The sequence below is a fragment of the Streptomyces griseus genome, from assembly GCF_001715295.1.
Lineage (GTDB): Bacteria > Actinomycetota > Actinomycetes > Streptomycetales > Streptomycetaceae > Streptomyces > Streptomyces griseus_G.
This window is the reverse complement of sequence record NZ_MDKB01000002.1, coordinates 90,578-106,124: the sequence shown is the minus strand read 5'-3', so window position 1 is coordinate 106,124 and position 15,547 is coordinate 90,578. Positions and strand designations below refer to the sequence as shown.

Genomic DNA, 15,547 nt, shown 5'->3' with positions numbered 1-15,547 from the left:
GCTTTGCTGCTGTGCGGGGCGTCTTCGGTGTGCGCCGCCCTGCGGCCTCCCCGTCGGGCCGGACGGAGCGCGCGGTCCACGAGCCTGTGAGTGGCAGTACGGCCGCGATGCGGCGCCGTTTCCGGGCGCCGACCCGGTGCCGGAGCGGGAGACCGGCAGTCCCAGTTCCGGAAACGAGGGGGCGTACGGCCTGACGTCCCGCGGCTGCCCCACTGCCTTCGAGGAGCATGTGTGAAGGCCGCGTGAAGGGGCATCGGGTACACATGCTTTCCGTGACAACCGGCTCTGCTCCCGCCCTTTGCCTTTTCGTGATGGTCGCGTCCCTGCCTTGTGTCGAAACGGGTGGTGACGGGCGTCGCACTCGCGCGCCGTCCTGAGCGTCGGGCGATGACATACGCTGCGAAAAGACCATAATCAGGCTTGGGAAGAAGGAGTTGCCCGCAGTGGCAGAGCAAGACATATCGGCCAGGCTCGTCGAGCTTCTGACGGCGCGCGGGGAACTCCTCGCCTCGGCCTGGGTGGAGGCCGTGTCCCGCACGCTGCGCGGGCGCGTCTCGTTGGCCGAACTCGACCGTGAGCTCCACGAGGTGTACACCGCTCTGGTGGACGGGCTCCGGGAAGGCGGGCTGGACTGGCAGGGAGACGAATTCGCAGAGGTGCGAGCCCTTCTCGCCGAACTTTCGCGGAGTCGCGCCCGCCAGGGTTTCACCCCCACGGAGACCGCGACCAGCGTGCTGGCGTGCAAGGACGTCCTCGCGCCGACCGCCGACACCTCGGGTGAGGACATCCACGCCTACCTCGAGCTGGGCAAGCTCATCGACGCCCTGGCCCTGTTCACCCTGGAGGTGTATGCCAGGACGCGGGAAGAGATCATCAGCGCCCAGTCCGAGCAGCTGATGGAGCTCTCCACCCCCGTGGTGAAGCTGTGGGAGGGCGTGGTCGCCGTCCCCCTGGTCGGCACCCTCGACTCGGCCCGCACGCAGGTGGTGATGGAGAAGCTTCTCCAGGCCCTCGTCGACATCAACGCGGACCAGGCGATCATCGACATCACCGGGGTGCCCGCAGTGGACACGGAGGTTGCCCAGCATCTGCTCAAGACCGTGGTGGCCGCCAGGCTGATGGGTGCCGAGTGCATCATCTCCGGCATCCGTCCCCAGATCGCCCAGACCATCGTCGCGCTCGGCATCCAGTTCGGTGACATCGTCACCAAGGCGTCGCTCGCCGACGCGCTCAAGCACGCGCTGCGCCGCGGCGACGCGGACCTCCCGGACACCGGCGGCCGGGCGTGACCGAACGCGTACCCGTACTCAAGATCGGTGACGTCCTCCTGGTCTCCATCCAGGTCGACCTGGAGGACCAGATCGTCCTCGATCTCCAGGAGGACCTGGCGGCCCGGATCGTCGGATCCGGGGCGAGGGGTGTGGTCATCGACATCACCGCCGTCGAGATCGTCGACTCGTTCGTGGGCCGCATGCTGGCCACCACGGCGGCCATCTCGCGCATGCTCGACGCCGAGACCGTCGTCGTCGGGATGAGGCCCGCGGTCGCCATCACCCTCGTGGAGCTCGGCCTCTCGCTCGGAGGCGTGCGTACAGCCCTCACGCTGGAGAAGGGGCTGGACATCCTGGCCCGGCCGGACAACGACCGGCCGGCCCGGCGATGAGCGGGCTGCCGCCCGTCCCTGACGCCGACCACCAGACCATTTCGATCGAGTCGACCGATGACGTGGTCCGGGCTCGTCAGCTGGTGCGCGCGCTCGCCCAGCGCTGCAGGCTCTCCCTCGTCGACCAGACCAAGCTGGTCACCGCGGCGAGTGAGCTGGCCCGGAACACCCTGGTCTACGGCGGTGGGGGAGTCATGCGCGTCGGTCTGGTACGCCGGGACGGCCGGACCGGTGTGACCGCCGTCTTCGAGGACTCCGGCCCCGGCATACCCGACATCGATCAGGCGATGACCGACGGATGGACCTCCGGCGGGGGACTGGGACTCGGTCTGAGCGGTGCCCGCCGGCTGGTGGACGACTTCGTCCTGGAGACGGAGCCCGGCAGCGGTACCCAGATAGCGGTGACGAAATGGGCTCGCTGACCTTTCCGGTCGTGGACGTGGAGGACGTCGCCTGGCTGCGGGACCAGGAATCGTTCCCCGCCGCGGCCCGCGTCGCCGCGGTGGGGCTGGCCAGGCGCATCGGCTTCGACGAGCAGCGGAGTGCCGAGGTCGCTCTGGCCGTGAGCGAGGCCACGGCCAACCTGCGCAGGCACGCCGTGGACGGCGCCCTCCTGCTGCGCGTCGTACGGACACCGCAGGACGCCGGCCTCGAGTTCGTCACGACGGACGAGGGGCCCGGCATGACGGACGTGGCGGCGTCCCTCACCGACGGCACGTCCACCGCCGGAACGCTGGGCATCGGCCTCGGCGCCATCGCCCGCCTTGCCGACACCTTCGGCCTGCACTCGCTGCCCGGCCGGGGGACCGTGCTGACCGCGCGCTTCTGGATGGCGGAGGCGGCACGAAGGGTCGCCGCTCTCGGAGCCCCTGCCGTGGAGGGCCTGACGCGGCCGATCACCGGGGAGAGCGTGTGCGGCGACACCTGGGCCGCCCGTCCGGCCGGTGTCCGCACGCGCCCGGAGGACTCTGGGCAGCCGTCCGGGCAACAGGACGGGGCCGCCTCCGGCCGGCAGGCCGTCCCTGCTCTTGGTTGGGCCGAACTGACCGGCTTCCGGCCGGCGGCGGGGAGTCCCCGTCCCGTGAAGGAAAGCCGTCCGGCAGAGCGGGAGGGCGCGGGCGAGCCGGCGCTCCTGGTCATGTTCTGCGACGGTCTGGGACACGGACCGCTGGCCGGCCGCGCCGCCCAGGCCGCGGCCGCCGCATTCCGGGACTCCAGGGCGGAGCAGCCCGCCGAGGTGCTCACCGCCGTCCACAACGCGCTGCGCGGCGGTCGCGGCGGAGCGGTCGCCGTGGTGCGCATCGAGCCGCGGACCGAAAGCGTGTACTTCTGCGGGGTGGGCAACGTCAGCACCTTCGTCGTCGATCCCCGCACCGGCACCCGCCGTTCCCTGATGTCGGCGCCCGGCATCGTCGGGCACCAGATGCCGCATCTGCGGACGGTACGCCAGGACCTGCCCCTGCACGGGGCGGTGATCATGCACTCGGACGGTCTCACCGAACGCTGGCAGGCGGCTGAGCTGCCGGGTTTCCTCGCGCACTCCCCGCTCGTGGCCGCCGCCCAGCTCCTGCGCGAGGCCGGCGTGCGCAGGGACGACGCCGGGGTCGTCGTGGCGAAAGGCCCCTGGTGAACGATTCCGCGGCCGACAGGGCCGTCCCCCTCATGTCCCTCTCGCTCGCCACGGAACACGACATCTTCGTGCTGCGGCGCAGCGGGAAGTCCGCGGCCGAGGCGCTCGGGGTCGAGAAACAGGACCAGATCCGTCTGGCCACCGCGCTGAGCGAGCTCGGACGGGACCTCCTGGGGTGCTCCGGGCCCACGGTCTCCTTCGGCCTCGTCAGCGGTCCACGGCCGCTCCTTCGGGTTGCCATGCGCTGGGAGCAGGGCCGGGGACCCGGTAAGGAATCGTTGCAGGCGGCAGCCCGGCTCGTCCCGGTCCAGCACGCTGTCTCGGAGCGGACCCTGGTTATCGAGCAGCCACTCGGCGTGGACGTACCGGCACCCGCGGCCCTCCGGCACACGCGTGAGGTCCTGATGGCACACAAGGGGACCAGTGTGCTCGAGGACTCCCGGGCGCAGACCAGCGACCTGATCGCCGCGCTGGAGGAGTCCCGGGCGCAGCGGGAGGAGCTGCGCCGGCTGAACAAGGAACTGGAGGAGACCAACCGGGGAGTCGTAGCGCTCTACTCCGAACTCTCCGAGGAACTGGAGGAGACCAACCGGGGGGTCGTGGCCCTCTACGCCGAGCTCGAGGAGAAATCCCGCCAGTTGCGCGAGGCGAGTGAGACCAAGACCAGGTTCTGGGCCAATGTCAGCCACGAGCTGCGCACACCGGTCAACTCCGTCGTGGGCCTCGCGCGGCTGCTCCTCGAGTTCGACGCGGACCGTCTCGACGAGGAGCAGCGCCGGCAGATCTCCCTCATCTCCGCCTCCGGCGCCACCCTGCTGTCACTCGTGGACGAGCTCCTGGACGTCGCCAAGGCGGAATCGGGCCGACTGGAGCCCAACTGGGCACCCGTCGACCTTCGCGCGCTCCTCGGCCAGCTGCGGGGCACCCTGCGGGGCTACGAGCTGCACGGCGACGCCGAACTGGTCGTGGCCGAATCGGACCTGCGGATCGTCAGCGACGAGGTGATGCTCACCCGGATCCTGCGCAACCTGCTGTCCAACGCCCTGAAGTTCACCGAGACCGGGACGGTGCGCCTCGACGTGACCACCGGCAGCGGGGAAGAGGACGGTGTCGTGTTCACGGTGTCGGACACGGGCATCGGCATCCCCCAGGAGGAGCAGCAGCAGATCTTCGAGGAGTTCTATCAGGTGCGCGGCCCCCACCAGCGTGGCCGTTCCGGTACCGGCCTCGGCCTGCCCTACGCGCGTCGGCTGGCGGAGCTGCTGGGCGGCAGCCTCACCCTGACCAGCGCCCCCGGGAACGGCACGCGGGTCACCGTACGGCTGCCGGCGGGCCCACCGGTCCTCGCCGCCGGGCCCGCCGAGGACCGGCCCGCGCCCCCGGTCGTCGCGGTCCTGGTGACGGTGGACGACGACGCCGCCTTCCGTGCGACGATCCGGCCGGTCCTGGACCAGCTGGCGCACCGGGTGGTCGAGGTCGGCGAGGCCGGGCGGGCGAGTTCCGTCGTACGTGAGGTGCGCCCCGACGCCGTCCTCCTCGATCTGCACATGCCCGACCTCGACGGTTACTCTGTGCTGGCGGAACTGGCGAGGGACCCCGAGCTGAGCGCCGTCCCCGTTATCGTGGTCACCTCGGCGGATCGGGAGAGCCTGGAGCACGACCGGCTCACCCACGCCCGGGCGGTGCTGGGCAAGTCCACGCTGACCCTCCCGCAGCTCACGGCGGCATTCTCCGAGCACACCCAGCGCGCAACACCGGGGGCGGGCAGGAAAGGCGGCAATCCGTGAGTTCGTACCTGCGTCAGGACAGCGCCGTCGCGACGGTGCTGCTGCTCGACGACAACGACACCAAGCGCTACATCATCGGCAGCTGGCTGCGCCGGGCGGGTCACACGGTGATGGAGGCCGCGGACGGCGCGGAGGGCCTGGCCCTGCTCGCCGGCGCTGCGGAGGGCGAGCTGCCGGAGCTGGCGGTCGTCGACGTGAAGTTGCCCGACATGAGCGGCTTCGAGGTGTGCGAGCGGATCAAGGGCGACCCGCGGACCGCCTCGATCCCGGTCATCCACGTCTCCGCCTCCGCCGTCGAGCTGAGCGACCGTACCCAGGGCCTCCACAGGGGTGCCGACGCCTACCTCACCGAGCCGATCGCCCCGGACGAGCTGCTGGCCACCGTCACCGCGGCGTTGCGTTACGCCCGGGCCCGCCGCCGCGCCGAGCGGCTCGCCGCCCGTGTGTCCGCACTGAACAGCAGCACCCTTGCCGTCTACGCGGCCAGGGACGGGCGCACGTTCGTCGAGGCCGCCGCGAGCGGGATGGCCACACTGATGCAGTCACCCGCCGTCGCCGTCGTACTCAGCCCGGACAACCGCACCCTGCACCTCGCGGCGGTACAGGGGCGGGCGCAGACCGGCCGCCTTCCGGCGTCGGCCGCTCCCGCGGTCGTCGTCCTGCAGCGGGAGCCCCGGCTGCTCGACGTCCTGACCGACAGGGTGCTCGGGGACGGCACGGGAACAGGGACGGTGCTGCTGCCCGGTGCTGACTGGTGGGCAATGGTCGGGGACGAGGACGGCGGCCCGGCCGACGTGTTCCCCGGCCGGGCCGCCCTGACCCTGGCGCGGACGAAGAAGGGACGGCCGCCCGTCGCGTTCGCGGTGGACGCCGAGGCCCTGGCGGGAGTCGACGACCGCGAGCTGCTGTCACAGCTGGCACAGGCCTGCGCGCTGGCCCTGGAGGCAATGCGCTCGCGCAGCGAGGAGCATGCGCTCGTCCTCACCCTCCAGCGCAGCTTCCTCCCGGACCGGCTTCCCGAGGTGCCCGGGGTGGATCTGGCCGTGCGCTACGAGCCCGCCGCCGACGACTCGGAGATCGGGGGGGACTTCTATGAGGCCATCGAGACACCCGCGGGCCTCCTGCTCGCCATCGGGGACGTGGCGGGGCACTCCCTGAAAGCCGCGATGATCATGGGAGAGGTCCGGCACGCGCTCCGCGCCTACGCGATCGAGGGGCACGACCCGCGGACCCTGCTGGACCGGCTGGACGCTCTGCTGGTACGCCTGCGGCCGACGATCACCGTCACCGTATGCCTCGTGCTGGTGCGGCCGGGCGGGCGGCGGATCGAGGTCGCGAACGCCGGACACATCCCGCCCCTGCTGCGGCATCCGGACGGTTCCACCCGCTATCTGACGGAGCACGGCCCGCTTCTGGGCCTCAACCTGCCGCATCCACCCGCGGTGGGCCACGACGTGAGCGGAGGATCCACCCTCCTGCTGCTGACCGACGGCCTCATCGAGGTGCCGCGCGAAGACCTCAGTGACAGCCTGGTCGCCCTGGCCGGCACCGTGTCCGAGGCGCCCGTCGAGAACGAGGCCCTGTGCGACGTACTGCTCGACACGTTCGGCAAGGGCAAGACGGACGACATCGCGCTGCTCGCGGCCCGCTTCGACTGACCTCCTCGCGGGGCGGGCGGGCAGTCCGGGGCTGAGATGAGCCCCCCGCGCAGGGTTCCGGCCCCGGCGGGCACGGCCCGCGAGGGCACCGCGACCGCGGCGGAATTCCATGAGTGCGATCGCTCACTGTCCTCCGGTGGTGCGCCGAACCCTCCGGGGCCGTCCGGGGGCCGTCGCGCGGGCGCCCGAGCGACGGCCCCCGGACGGTCGGTGAGGACCGGGCGCTCACGTCCCGTCGCGTTCCGGGCAGGTGACGGTCTCTGCCACCACGGCGTGTCTGTAACACTGGAGGAACCATGCCTAAGCCCGGAGAACTCACTTTCGTCGCGCCCCGCGGAGCCAAGAGGCCGCCGCGGCACCTCGCCGACCTCACGCCCGACGAGCGCAAGGAAGCAGTCGCCGCGACCGGCGAGAAGCCCTTCCGCGCCAAGCAGCTGTCGCAGCACTACTTCTCGCGGTACGCGCACGACCCCGCCGAGTGGACCAACATCCCGGCCGGATCGCGGGACAAGCTCGCCGAGGCGATGTTCCCCGACCTGATGTCCGTGGTGCGCCACATCAGCTGTGACGACGACACCACCCGCAAGACGCTCTGGAAGCTGCACGACGGGACGCTCGTCGAGTCCGTCCTCATGCGGTATCCGGACCGGGTGACCATGTGCATCTCGTCCCAGGCGGGGTGCGGGATGAACTGTCCGTTCTGCGCGACCGGGCAGGCGGGTCTCGACCGTAATCTGTCGACCGCAGAGATCGTCCACCAGATCGTCGACGGGATGCGGGCGCTGCGTGACGGCGAGGTTCCGGGCGGACCTGCGCGGCTGTCCAACATCGTCTTCATGGGCATGGGTGAGCCCCTGGCGAACTACAAGCGGGTGGTCGGGGCGATCCGCCGGCTGACCGACCCGGAGCCGGACGGGCTCGGACTCTCCCAGCGGGGGATCACCGTCTCCACGGTGGGCCTGGTGCCGGCCATGCTGCGCTTCGCCGACGAGGGCTTCAAGTGCCGCCTCGCCGTCTCCCTGCACGCCCCGGACGACGAGCTGCGCGACACGCTCGTCCCCGTGAACACGCGGTGGAAGGTCCGGGAGGTCCTGGACGCCGCCTGGGAGTACGCGGAGAAGTCGGGCCGCCGTATCTCCATCGAGTACGCGCTGATCCGTGACATCAACGACCAGGCCTGGCGGGGCGACCGGCTCGGCCGGCTGCTCAAGGGCAAGCGGGTGCACGTCAACCTGATCCCGCTGAACCCGACGCCCGGCTCCAAGTGGACCGCCTCGCGGCCCGAGGACGAGAAGGCGTTCGTCGAGGCCATCGCGGCTCATGGCGTACCGGTCACGGTGCGCGACACCCGGGGCCAGGAGATCGACGGGGCCTGCGGGCAGCTGGCGGCCGCCGAGCGCTGAGACGCGGAGCGGAGCAGCCCGCCGGAGCCTGCCGCGGGCCTGCACCGACGGGCGGACGGGTGGTCGCGGTGACGGGCCGGCGGGTCGCGGGGCGCAGGATCGATCCGCCCGGGCGGACGCACGGGATCCGCAGGCCCGGAACGCGCCGGACCCGGCGATCGGAACGCGCCGGACCCGGCGGTCCGCAGGGCACGGCCCGCTCGGCAGGCCGGGAACCGCTCCGCAGGCCGTGATCCGGCCGGGGGAGCGTGATCCGGCCGGTGTAGCCTGTTCCGGACATCAACTTCATATTCCGACAGGGGAGCGCCACAGCGCTGAGAGTGCGGCACCGAGAACAGGTCGGCCGCAGACCCTCTGAACCTCGCCCGGGTCATTCCGGGTAGGAAGTTCGGACCTTACTCAAGCTGTTGCGCCCTGCCCGCTCACGGAGCGGGCGGGGCCGCGTCTCTTCCTGGTCATCTCCAGGAGGAATCATATGAACACCACCACGCAGTACGCGGCGACGGTGCTCGCCGCTGCTCTGGGGGTCACGGCGCTCGCGGGCTGCGGTGACACCGACGGCAAGGCCTCCGGTGGTACCGGGGCCGGCTCCACGACCGTCACCCTGGTCAGCCATGACTCGTTCAACGCCTCGGACGCCGTCCTGAAGGCGTTCACCGAGGAGACCGGTTACAAGGTCAAGGTGCTGAAGAGCGGCGATGCCGGAGCCGCGCTCAACCAGGAGATCCTGACCAAGGGTTCCCCCCGCGGCGACGTCTTCTTCGGCGTCGACAACACGCTGCTCTCCCGCGCCCTGGACAACGGCCTGTTCACACCGTACGAGGCCAAGGGCCTCGACCGTGTCGCCGCCGACACCCGGCTCGACGGGGACAAGCACCGGGTCACGCCCGTCGACACCGGCGACATCTGCGTGAACTACGACAAGAAGTACTTCGCCGACAGGAAGCTCGACCCGCCGAACACCTTCGACGACCTGCTGAAGCCCGCGTACAAGAACCTTCTCGTCACGGAGAACGCCGCGACCTCCTCGCCCGGCCTCGGCTTCCTCCTCGGTACCGTCGCCGCCCACGGCGAGACCGGCTACCAGGACTACTGGAAGAAGCTGAAGAACAACGGCGTCAAGGTCGTCGACGGCTGGGAGCAGGCCTACAACGAGGAGTTCTCCGGCTCCGCGGGCGGCAGGAAGGCCAAGGCGGACCGGCCGCTCGTCGTCTCCTACGCCTCCAGCCCGCCCGTCGAGGTGCTGTACGCCGAACCGCGGCCCACCGAGGCCCCGACCGGTGTCGCCACCGGCACCTGCTTCCGCCAGATCGAGTTCGCCGGTCTGCTGGACGGCGCGAAGAACGAGGCCGGTGGCAAGGCGCTGCTGGACTTCCTGATCAGCAAGCGGTTCCAGGAGGACATGCCGCTCACCATGTTCGTCAACCCGGTCGCCGCGGACGCGAAACTGCCCGAACTCTTCACGAAGTTCGGCGCGCAGGTGGGTAAGCCGGCGACGGTCCCCCCGCAGAAGATCGCCAAGAACCGTGAGCAGTGGGTCCGGTCGTGGTCCTCGCTCGTCGTGAAGTAGTCCCGCGTCCCTCCTGGAGGGGGAACGCGGTGCGGCTCGGCCTCATGGCCCTGCCCGTCGCGTTCTTCGCGCTGTTCTTCGCCTACCCGGTCGCCGCGATCGTCGGCCGGGGGCTGAAGGCGGACGGCGTCTGGCAGTTCGGCCGGGTCGGTGAGGTGCTGACCCGGCCGGACATCCTCGACGTCCTCCGGTTCACCACCTGGCAGGCCCTCGCCTCGACGGCGCTCACCCTCCTGATCGCGCTGCCCGGGGCCTACGTCTTCGCCCGGTTCGACTTCCCCGGCAAACAGCTGCTGCGGGCCGTGGTGACCGTGCCCTTCGTCCTGCCGACCGTCGTCGTGGGCACGGCCTTCCTGGCACTGCTGGGGCGCGGCGGGTTCCTCGACGAGCTGTGGGGCATCCGGCTCGACACCACCGTCTGGGCGATCCTGCTCGCCCACGTGTTCTTCAACTACGCGGTCGTCGTCCGGACCGTGGGCGGGCTCTGGTCCCAGCTCGACCCCCGCCAGGAGGAGGCCGCACGGGTGCTCGGCGCCGGACGTCCGGCCGCCTGGCGGCGGGTGACCCTGCCCGCGCTGGCCCCGGCCGTGGCCGCCGCCGCCCTGATGGTCTTCCTCTTCACGTTCACCTCCTTCGGAGTCGTCCAGATCCTCGGCGGCCCTGCCTTCTCCACGCTGGAGGTGGAGATCTACCGGCAGACCGCCTATCTGCTCGACCTGCCGACGGCCGCCGTGCTCACCCTCGTGCAGTTCGCGGCGGTCGGCTCCGTCCTCGCCCTGCACGCGTGGACCGTACGGCGCAGGGAGACGGCCCTGAAGCTGGTCGACCCGGCGACCACCGCCCGGCCCCCGCGGGGGGCAGGCCAGCGGGCTCTGCTCGGCGGTGTCCTGCTGACCGTGCTCCTGCTCGTCCTGCTGCCGCTCGGTGTGCTGGTGGAACGCTCGCTGGACACGTCCGGCGGTTACGGTCTCGGCTTCTACCGTGCGCTGCAGTCCGCCGACGCCGGCGGCTCCTCCTTCCTCGTCCCACCGCTCGACGCCCTCGGCAACTCCCTGCGCTACGCCGTGGTCGCGACCCTCGTCGCCCTCCTGATCGGCGGCCTCGCCGCCGCGGCCCTCACCCGGCGGGCAGGGCGGCTGGTGCGTGGTTTCGACGCGCTGCTCATGCTGCCGCTGGGGGTGTCGGCGGTCACCGTCGGCTTCGGCTTCCTGATCACCCTCGACAAGCCGCCCCTCGACCTGCGCACGTCCTGGATCCTCGTACCGCTGGCCCAGGCGCTGGTCGGCGTCCCGTTCGTCGTACGGACCATGCTGCCCGTGCTGCGCGCGGTGGACGAACGGCTGCGTGAGGCGGCAGCGGTGCTCGGCGCCTCACCGTGGCGGGCCTGGCGCGAGGTGGACCTGCCGCTGGTGCGCCGGGCACTTCTGGTGGCCGCGGGATTCGCGTTCGCCGTTTCGCTGGGCGAGTTCGGGGCGACCGTCTTCATCGCGCGTCCGGACAACCCCACCCTCCCGGTGGCGGTGGCCAGGCTGCTGGGACGGTCCGGGGAGCTCAACTACGGGCAGGCGATGGCCCTCAGCACCATTCTGATGCTCGTCTGCGCGGTGTCGCTGCTCCTGCTCGAACGTATCCGCACCGACCGATCCGGGGAGTTCTAGAGATGCTGGCAGTGGAGTCGGCCACGGTCAGGTTCGGCGGGCGTACCGCGCTGGACGCCGTGGACCTGGAGGTCGCCGACCACGAGATCGTCTGTGTGCTGGGGCCCAGCGGCAGCGGAAAGTCGACGCTGCTGCGGGCCGTCGCCGGGCTGCAGGGGCTGGACGGCGGGCGGGTGCTGCTGGACGGCGCGGACCAGGCTCCGGTGCCCGTGCACCGGCGTGGTCTCGGGCTGATGTTCCAGGACCACCAGCTGTTCCCGCACCGGGACGTCGGCGCGAACGTCGCCTTCGGTCTGCGGATGCACGGAGTCCCCCGCGCCGAACGGGACCGCAGGGCCGACGAACTCCTCGACCTGGTCGGCCTCCCCGGAGCAGGGCGGCGGGCCGTCGCCGCCCTGTCCGGTGGCGAACAGCAGCGGGTCGCCCTGGCCAGGGCGCTGGCGCCCCGCCCGAAGCTGCTGATGCTGGACGAGCCGCTGGGCCAACTGGACCGGAGCCTGCGCGAACGGCTGGTGGTCGAACTGCGCACCCTCTTCGGCCGGCTGGGCACGACGGTGCTCGCCGTGACCCACGACCAGGGGGAGGCCTTCGCGCTCGCCGACCGGGTGGTGGTCATGCGGGACGGCCGGATCGCCCAGGCGGGGAGCCCGCTGGAGGTCTGGCAGCGGCCCGCGTCCGCCTTCGTCGCCCGGTTCCTCGGCTTCGACAACGTGGTGGACGCGACCGTCACCGGCCGGACCGCCGACACGGCCTGGGGCAAGATACCGGTACCCGGCGGCTCCCCCCAGGGCCCGGGCGAGCTGCTCGTCCGGCCGGGCGGGGTGCGGATGGGCGGCCCGGAGGACGGACTGCGCTGCACCGTAGGCGTACGCACCTTCCGCGGCCACCACGTGACCGTCGCGCTGCACCCCGGCGACGGACCCGCCCTGGAGGCCGAGTGCGGTCTGCGGGACACCCCGGACGAGGGGGCCACGGTGGGCGTCACCTTCGACGTGGCGGAGACCGTGGTGCTGCCCCCGGCCGGTCGGTGACGGCGGTTCTCCCCGCCCGCGACCACCGGACCCGGTACGTACCCCAGGTCACCGCCCGGGCGCGGTCCCGCAGCCCCGTCTTCGTTCACCCGCCCCCATCCCGTCGCCCCGGGCCGGTGGTGGTGCGGGCACTTCGGGAGGGCACCGCGGACATGCCGCCCCGCCCCACCCGTTCAGCCGGTCACCCGCCCCCGGTCAGCCGGGCGAGTGCCGCCGGGGCCTCCTCCACCGTGTCGACGAGGGCGATACGCGACTCCATCGCACGGCCCGCGGCCAGGGAGCTCAGCAGCGGCCAGGCCGGCAGCTTCTCCGTCCAGTGCGAGCGGCCCACCAGCACCATCGGCGTGGGCGCGGACCGCGACTCGTAGTAGTTCGGCGTGGCGTTGTCGAATATCTCCTGCACGGTCCCGGCCGCACCGGGCAGGAAGATCACACCCGCCGTCGAGCGGGCCAGCAGCCCGTCCTCGCGCACCGCGTTCGCGAAGTACTTGGCGATGTGGCCGGCGAACGCGTTCGGCGGCTCGTGCCCGTAGAACCACGTGGGGATCGCGACGGACGGACCGCCCTCCGGCCAGCGTTCCCGCACGGCGAAGGCGGCCCGCGCCCAGTCGGTGACCGAGGGGCTGAACGACGGTACGCCGGCCAGGATCTCGCAGGCCTTGACCAGCATCGCGTCGGAGTGCGGGGCGGAGTGGGCGCCGAGGTTGGCGGCCTCCATCGCGCCGGGACCCCCGCCCGTCGCGACCGTCAGACCGCGGCGGGTCAGTTCCCTGCCGAGTACGGCCGCGCCCCGGTAGGCCTCCGTACCGCGTGCCATGGCATGGCCGCCCATCACGCCCACCACCCGGGCCCCGGTGAGGTGTTCGTCCAGCGCGTCGGAGACGGCGTCGTCGTGCAGGGCCCGCAGCATCGAGGAGAAGACGTCGCCGTCCGTACCGGTCCGCCGGAACCAGCGGTAGGCGAGAGCGTCCGGCGTCGCCTCGTAACCGCCCTCGTCCAGTCCCTCGTACAGGGCTTCGGGGGTGTACAGCAGGCCGCGGTAGGGGTCGAAGGGCAGACCGGGCACCGGCGGGAAGACGAAGGCTCCGTCCGCCCGCACCTTGGCCTCCGCCCCGGCGTCCATCCGGCAGCCGAGGAAGACGGCGCCCCGGGTGTCGGTCGCGAGCAGGGCGGTGCCACGGTCCGTCAGGTCGAGGGACTGGAGCCGGTGGCCGGCGAGACTCCCGGCGGTGACGGCCAGGTCGAATGCGGCGAGCGTCTCTATCTCGACGCCGGGTGCGTAGGTGTTCTCGTCCGGTATCTCCACGCCGTCATGCTACGGACCGGCCGCCGGCGGGTTGTCACCCCGTCAGCGGAAGTGCCGCCAGCTCCGCGATCACCCAGGTCAACGGGGCGAAGACGGCCAGCAGTACCAGCGCGCGCAGGGCGGCGGCGGAGCGGAGCACGGCGGCCGGGGCGCCGAGCCGCAGCAGGGACTCGGCCGTCCGGGCCCGGGCCTGCTTCGCCTCCAGCGCCGTGGTCAGCAGCGTCGCGGTCGAGCAGCCGAGAACGAGTACGGCGCCGAGCGTGGTGAGCGGACCGAAGGGGCGCGGCCCGTCCGAGTACAGGGCCGTGGCCGCGATCGCGCCCGACACCACCGCGCAGACGACGCCGAGCGGGCGCCCGATCCGGCACGCCTCGTCCATCAGCACCCGGCCCGCCAGGAGGCGTACCGCCCCGGGGCGCACCACCTGCAGCAGCCGTCCGCACAGGTAGGTGAGGCCGGGCCCCGCCATGGCCAGGCCGATCGCGGTGAGGACCCAGCCCGCCAGCACGCTCGCCGGGGTGGAGTCCAGCCGCCCGGGCAGCGGGAAGGCACTGCCCGGCGTCCCACGGCCGGCGTACGCCTCGACGGCCAGGCCTGCCGCCGTCAGCGCGACGCCCCACGGCAGGCCCTTGGGCACCGGGGCGGGGGCGAGTTCCTCCTCGGCCGCCTGGGCCTCGGACGGGGCGGCCGGCCGTGAGCGCAGCGCGAGTCCACCGGCCACGGCCGAGGCGAGCGGCACCAGGGCCAGTAGCGTGAGTGCCGCCGCGAGCGGCAGCGGCGTCCCCGCACCCAGGAACTCGGCCGCGCCGCCGTCGAACGGCAGCCCGGTCAGGTCCCCGCGCAGGTGCAGGAAGAGGAGCAGCGCCACCACCGAGCCGAGCGTGGTGGACACCGCGGTCGAGGCGGCCGCGAGGACGGACAGCCGCACCGGCCCGAGCCCGGCGGCGAAGAGTCCGGGACGCGGGCGGGTGCTCGGATCCGTGCGGGCGACGGCGACCGCGAGCTGGACGGTCGCCGCCAGCGGCACCGCGCACCACAGGAGCCGCATCACCGAGTCCGAGGCGTGCGCCGGATGCCCGGACGCGTACCCGAGGGTGCACAGGAGCAGGAAGCCGACCCCTGCCGACGCCGAGGCGAGGAGCAGCCGCCGCACCAGGACCAGGGGGTGGGAACCACGGGTCAGACGGAGAGCGAGCACGCCGAGCGGCCTTCCGTATCGGACGCGGCGGGCAGGGCGACGGTGGTGACGCGGCGGCCGTCCAGCAGGGCCACCGTGCGGTCGGCGAGCTTGGCGATCTCCGCGTCGTGGGTGGCGAGTACGACGGTGATGCCGTGGGACCGGGCCGCGGTGGTCAGGGTGCGCAGCAGCAGCGCGCGCTCCGTCACGTGCAGGGAGGCGGTCGGCTCGTCGGCGAAGATCACCGTCGGTGAGGCGGTCAGGGCGCGGGCCACGGAGATCCGCTGGCGCTGGGCCTGCAGCAGGGCGTGCGGACGCTTCTTGGCGAGCGGCCCGATGTCGAGGCGCTCCAGCCACTCGGTGGCCGCCTTCTTCGCCGCCCGGTGGGATACGCCCCGCAGCAGCAGCGGCAGGGCGGCGTTCTCCCAGGTGGTCAGCTCCGGTACGAGCTGAGGATCGGCGGCGATCCAGCCGAAGCGGTCGCGGCGCAGCTGTTCGCGCATCCGCGGGCCCATGGTGTGCACGGGGACGCTGTTGAACCAGACTTCGCCCTCCTGGGGCACGAGCTGGCCGGAGAGGCAGTGCAGGAGCGTCGTCTTCCCGCTCCCGCGGGGTCCCGTCACGGCGAGGATCTCGCCGTCGCGGACACCGAGGGACACACCGC

The 15,547-nt window shown here is 72.2% G+C and carries 12 protein-coding genes and 1 pseudogene; 10 read left to right on the top strand and 3 right to left on the bottom strand.

The window, feature by feature from the left end; genetic code table 11:
• Window positions 1-443 precede the first annotated feature (443 nt).
• From BA175_RS07075 to BA175_RS07030, 10 genes are all read left to right on the top strand, one after another.
• Window positions 444-1,289 (top strand): STAS domain-containing protein, encoded by an 846-nt coding sequence (locus BA175_RS07075; protein WP_069170446.1) that lies wholly within the window; start codon window positions 444-446, stop codon window positions 1,287-1,289.
• Window positions 1,286-1,663, top strand: a complete 378-nt coding sequence (locus BA175_RS07070) for an STAS domain-containing protein (RefSeq protein WP_069170445.1) — start codon at window positions 1,286-1,288, stop codon at window positions 1,661-1,663. The genes BA175_RS07075 and BA175_RS07070 overlap by 4 nt, the downstream gene beginning before the upstream one ends.
• Window positions 1,660-2,085 (top strand): anti-sigma regulatory factor, encoded by a 426-nt coding sequence (locus BA175_RS07065; RefSeq protein WP_069170444.1) that lies wholly within the window; start codon window positions 1,660-1,662, stop codon window positions 2,083-2,085. Before BA175_RS07070 ends, BA175_RS07065 begins: the two co-directional genes overlap by 4 nt.
• Window positions 2,073-3,293, top strand: coding sequence for an ATP-binding SpoIIE family protein phosphatase (locus BA175_RS07060; RefSeq protein WP_069170443.1), 1,221 nt, complete (start codon window positions 2,073-2,075; stop codon window positions 3,291-3,293). The genes BA175_RS07065 and BA175_RS07060 overlap by 13 nt, the downstream gene beginning before the upstream one ends.
• The gene (locus BA175_RS07055) at window positions 3,290-5,080 is read left to right on the top strand and encodes an ATP-binding response regulator (RefSeq protein WP_069170442.1); all 1,791 of its coding nucleotides are present in this window, start codon (window positions 3,290-3,292) and stop codon (window positions 5,078-5,080) included. Before BA175_RS07060 ends, BA175_RS07055 begins: the two co-directional genes overlap by 4 nt.
• A complete protein-coding gene (locus BA175_RS07050; RefSeq protein WP_069170441.1) occupies window positions 5,077-6,738 on the top strand; it encodes a fused response regulator/phosphatase in 1,662 nt (553 codons plus the stop codon). The genes BA175_RS07055 and BA175_RS07050 overlap by 4 nt, the downstream gene beginning before the upstream one ends.
• Before the next feature lie 296 nt (window positions 6,739-7,034).
• Entirely contained in the window at window positions 7,035-8,141 is a 1,107-nt protein-coding gene (rlmN, locus tag BA175_RS07045) for a 23S rRNA (adenine(2503)-C(2))-methyltransferase RlmN (RefSeq protein WP_069170440.1), read from the top strand.
• Between the two features lie 475 nt (window positions 8,142-8,616).
• On the top strand, window positions 8,617-9,711 hold the full coding sequence (locus BA175_RS07040) for a thiamine ABC transporter substrate-binding protein (RefSeq protein WP_069170439.1): 1,095 nt from the start codon (window positions 8,617-8,619) through the stop codon (window positions 9,709-9,711).
• A gap of 44 nt (window positions 9,712-9,755) precedes the next feature.
• Complete coding sequence (locus tag BA175_RS07035) at window positions 9,756-11,369, top strand: ABC transporter permease (protein ID WP_069171990.1); 1,614 nt, start codon at window positions 9,756-9,758, stop codon at window positions 11,367-11,369.
• A gap of 2 nt (window positions 11,370-11,371) precedes the next feature.
• Window positions 11,372-12,400 carry an ABC transporter ATP-binding protein gene (locus BA175_RS07030; RefSeq protein WP_069170438.1) on the top strand — a complete coding sequence of 343 codons (1,029 nt, stop codon included), beginning with the start codon at window positions 11,372-11,374 and terminating at the stop codon, window positions 12,398-12,400.
• A gap of 181 nt (window positions 12,401-12,581) precedes the next feature.
• On the opposite strand, the gene BA175_RS07025 is transcribed toward BA175_RS07030, so the two are convergent.
• The 3 genes and pseudogenes from BA175_RS07025 to BA175_RS07015 form a co-directional block, all read right to left on the bottom strand.
• Window positions 12,582-13,706, bottom strand: a complete 1,125-nt coding sequence (locus BA175_RS07025) for an LOG family protein (RefSeq protein WP_069170437.1) — start codon at window positions 13,704-13,706, stop codon at window positions 12,582-12,584.
• Between the two features lie 34 nt (window positions 13,707-13,740).
• Complete coding sequence (locus BA175_RS07020) at window positions 13,741-14,904, bottom strand: hypothetical protein (protein ID WP_069170436.1); 1,164 nt, start codon at window positions 14,902-14,904, stop codon at window positions 13,741-13,743.
• A pseudogene (locus BA175_RS07015) lies at window positions 14,886-15,539 on the bottom strand (ABC transporter ATP-binding protein); the annotation flags it as partial. The pseudogene BA175_RS07015 and the gene BA175_RS07020, both read right to left, overlap by 19 nt.
• Between the last annotated feature and the right edge of the window lie 8 nt (window positions 15,540-15,547).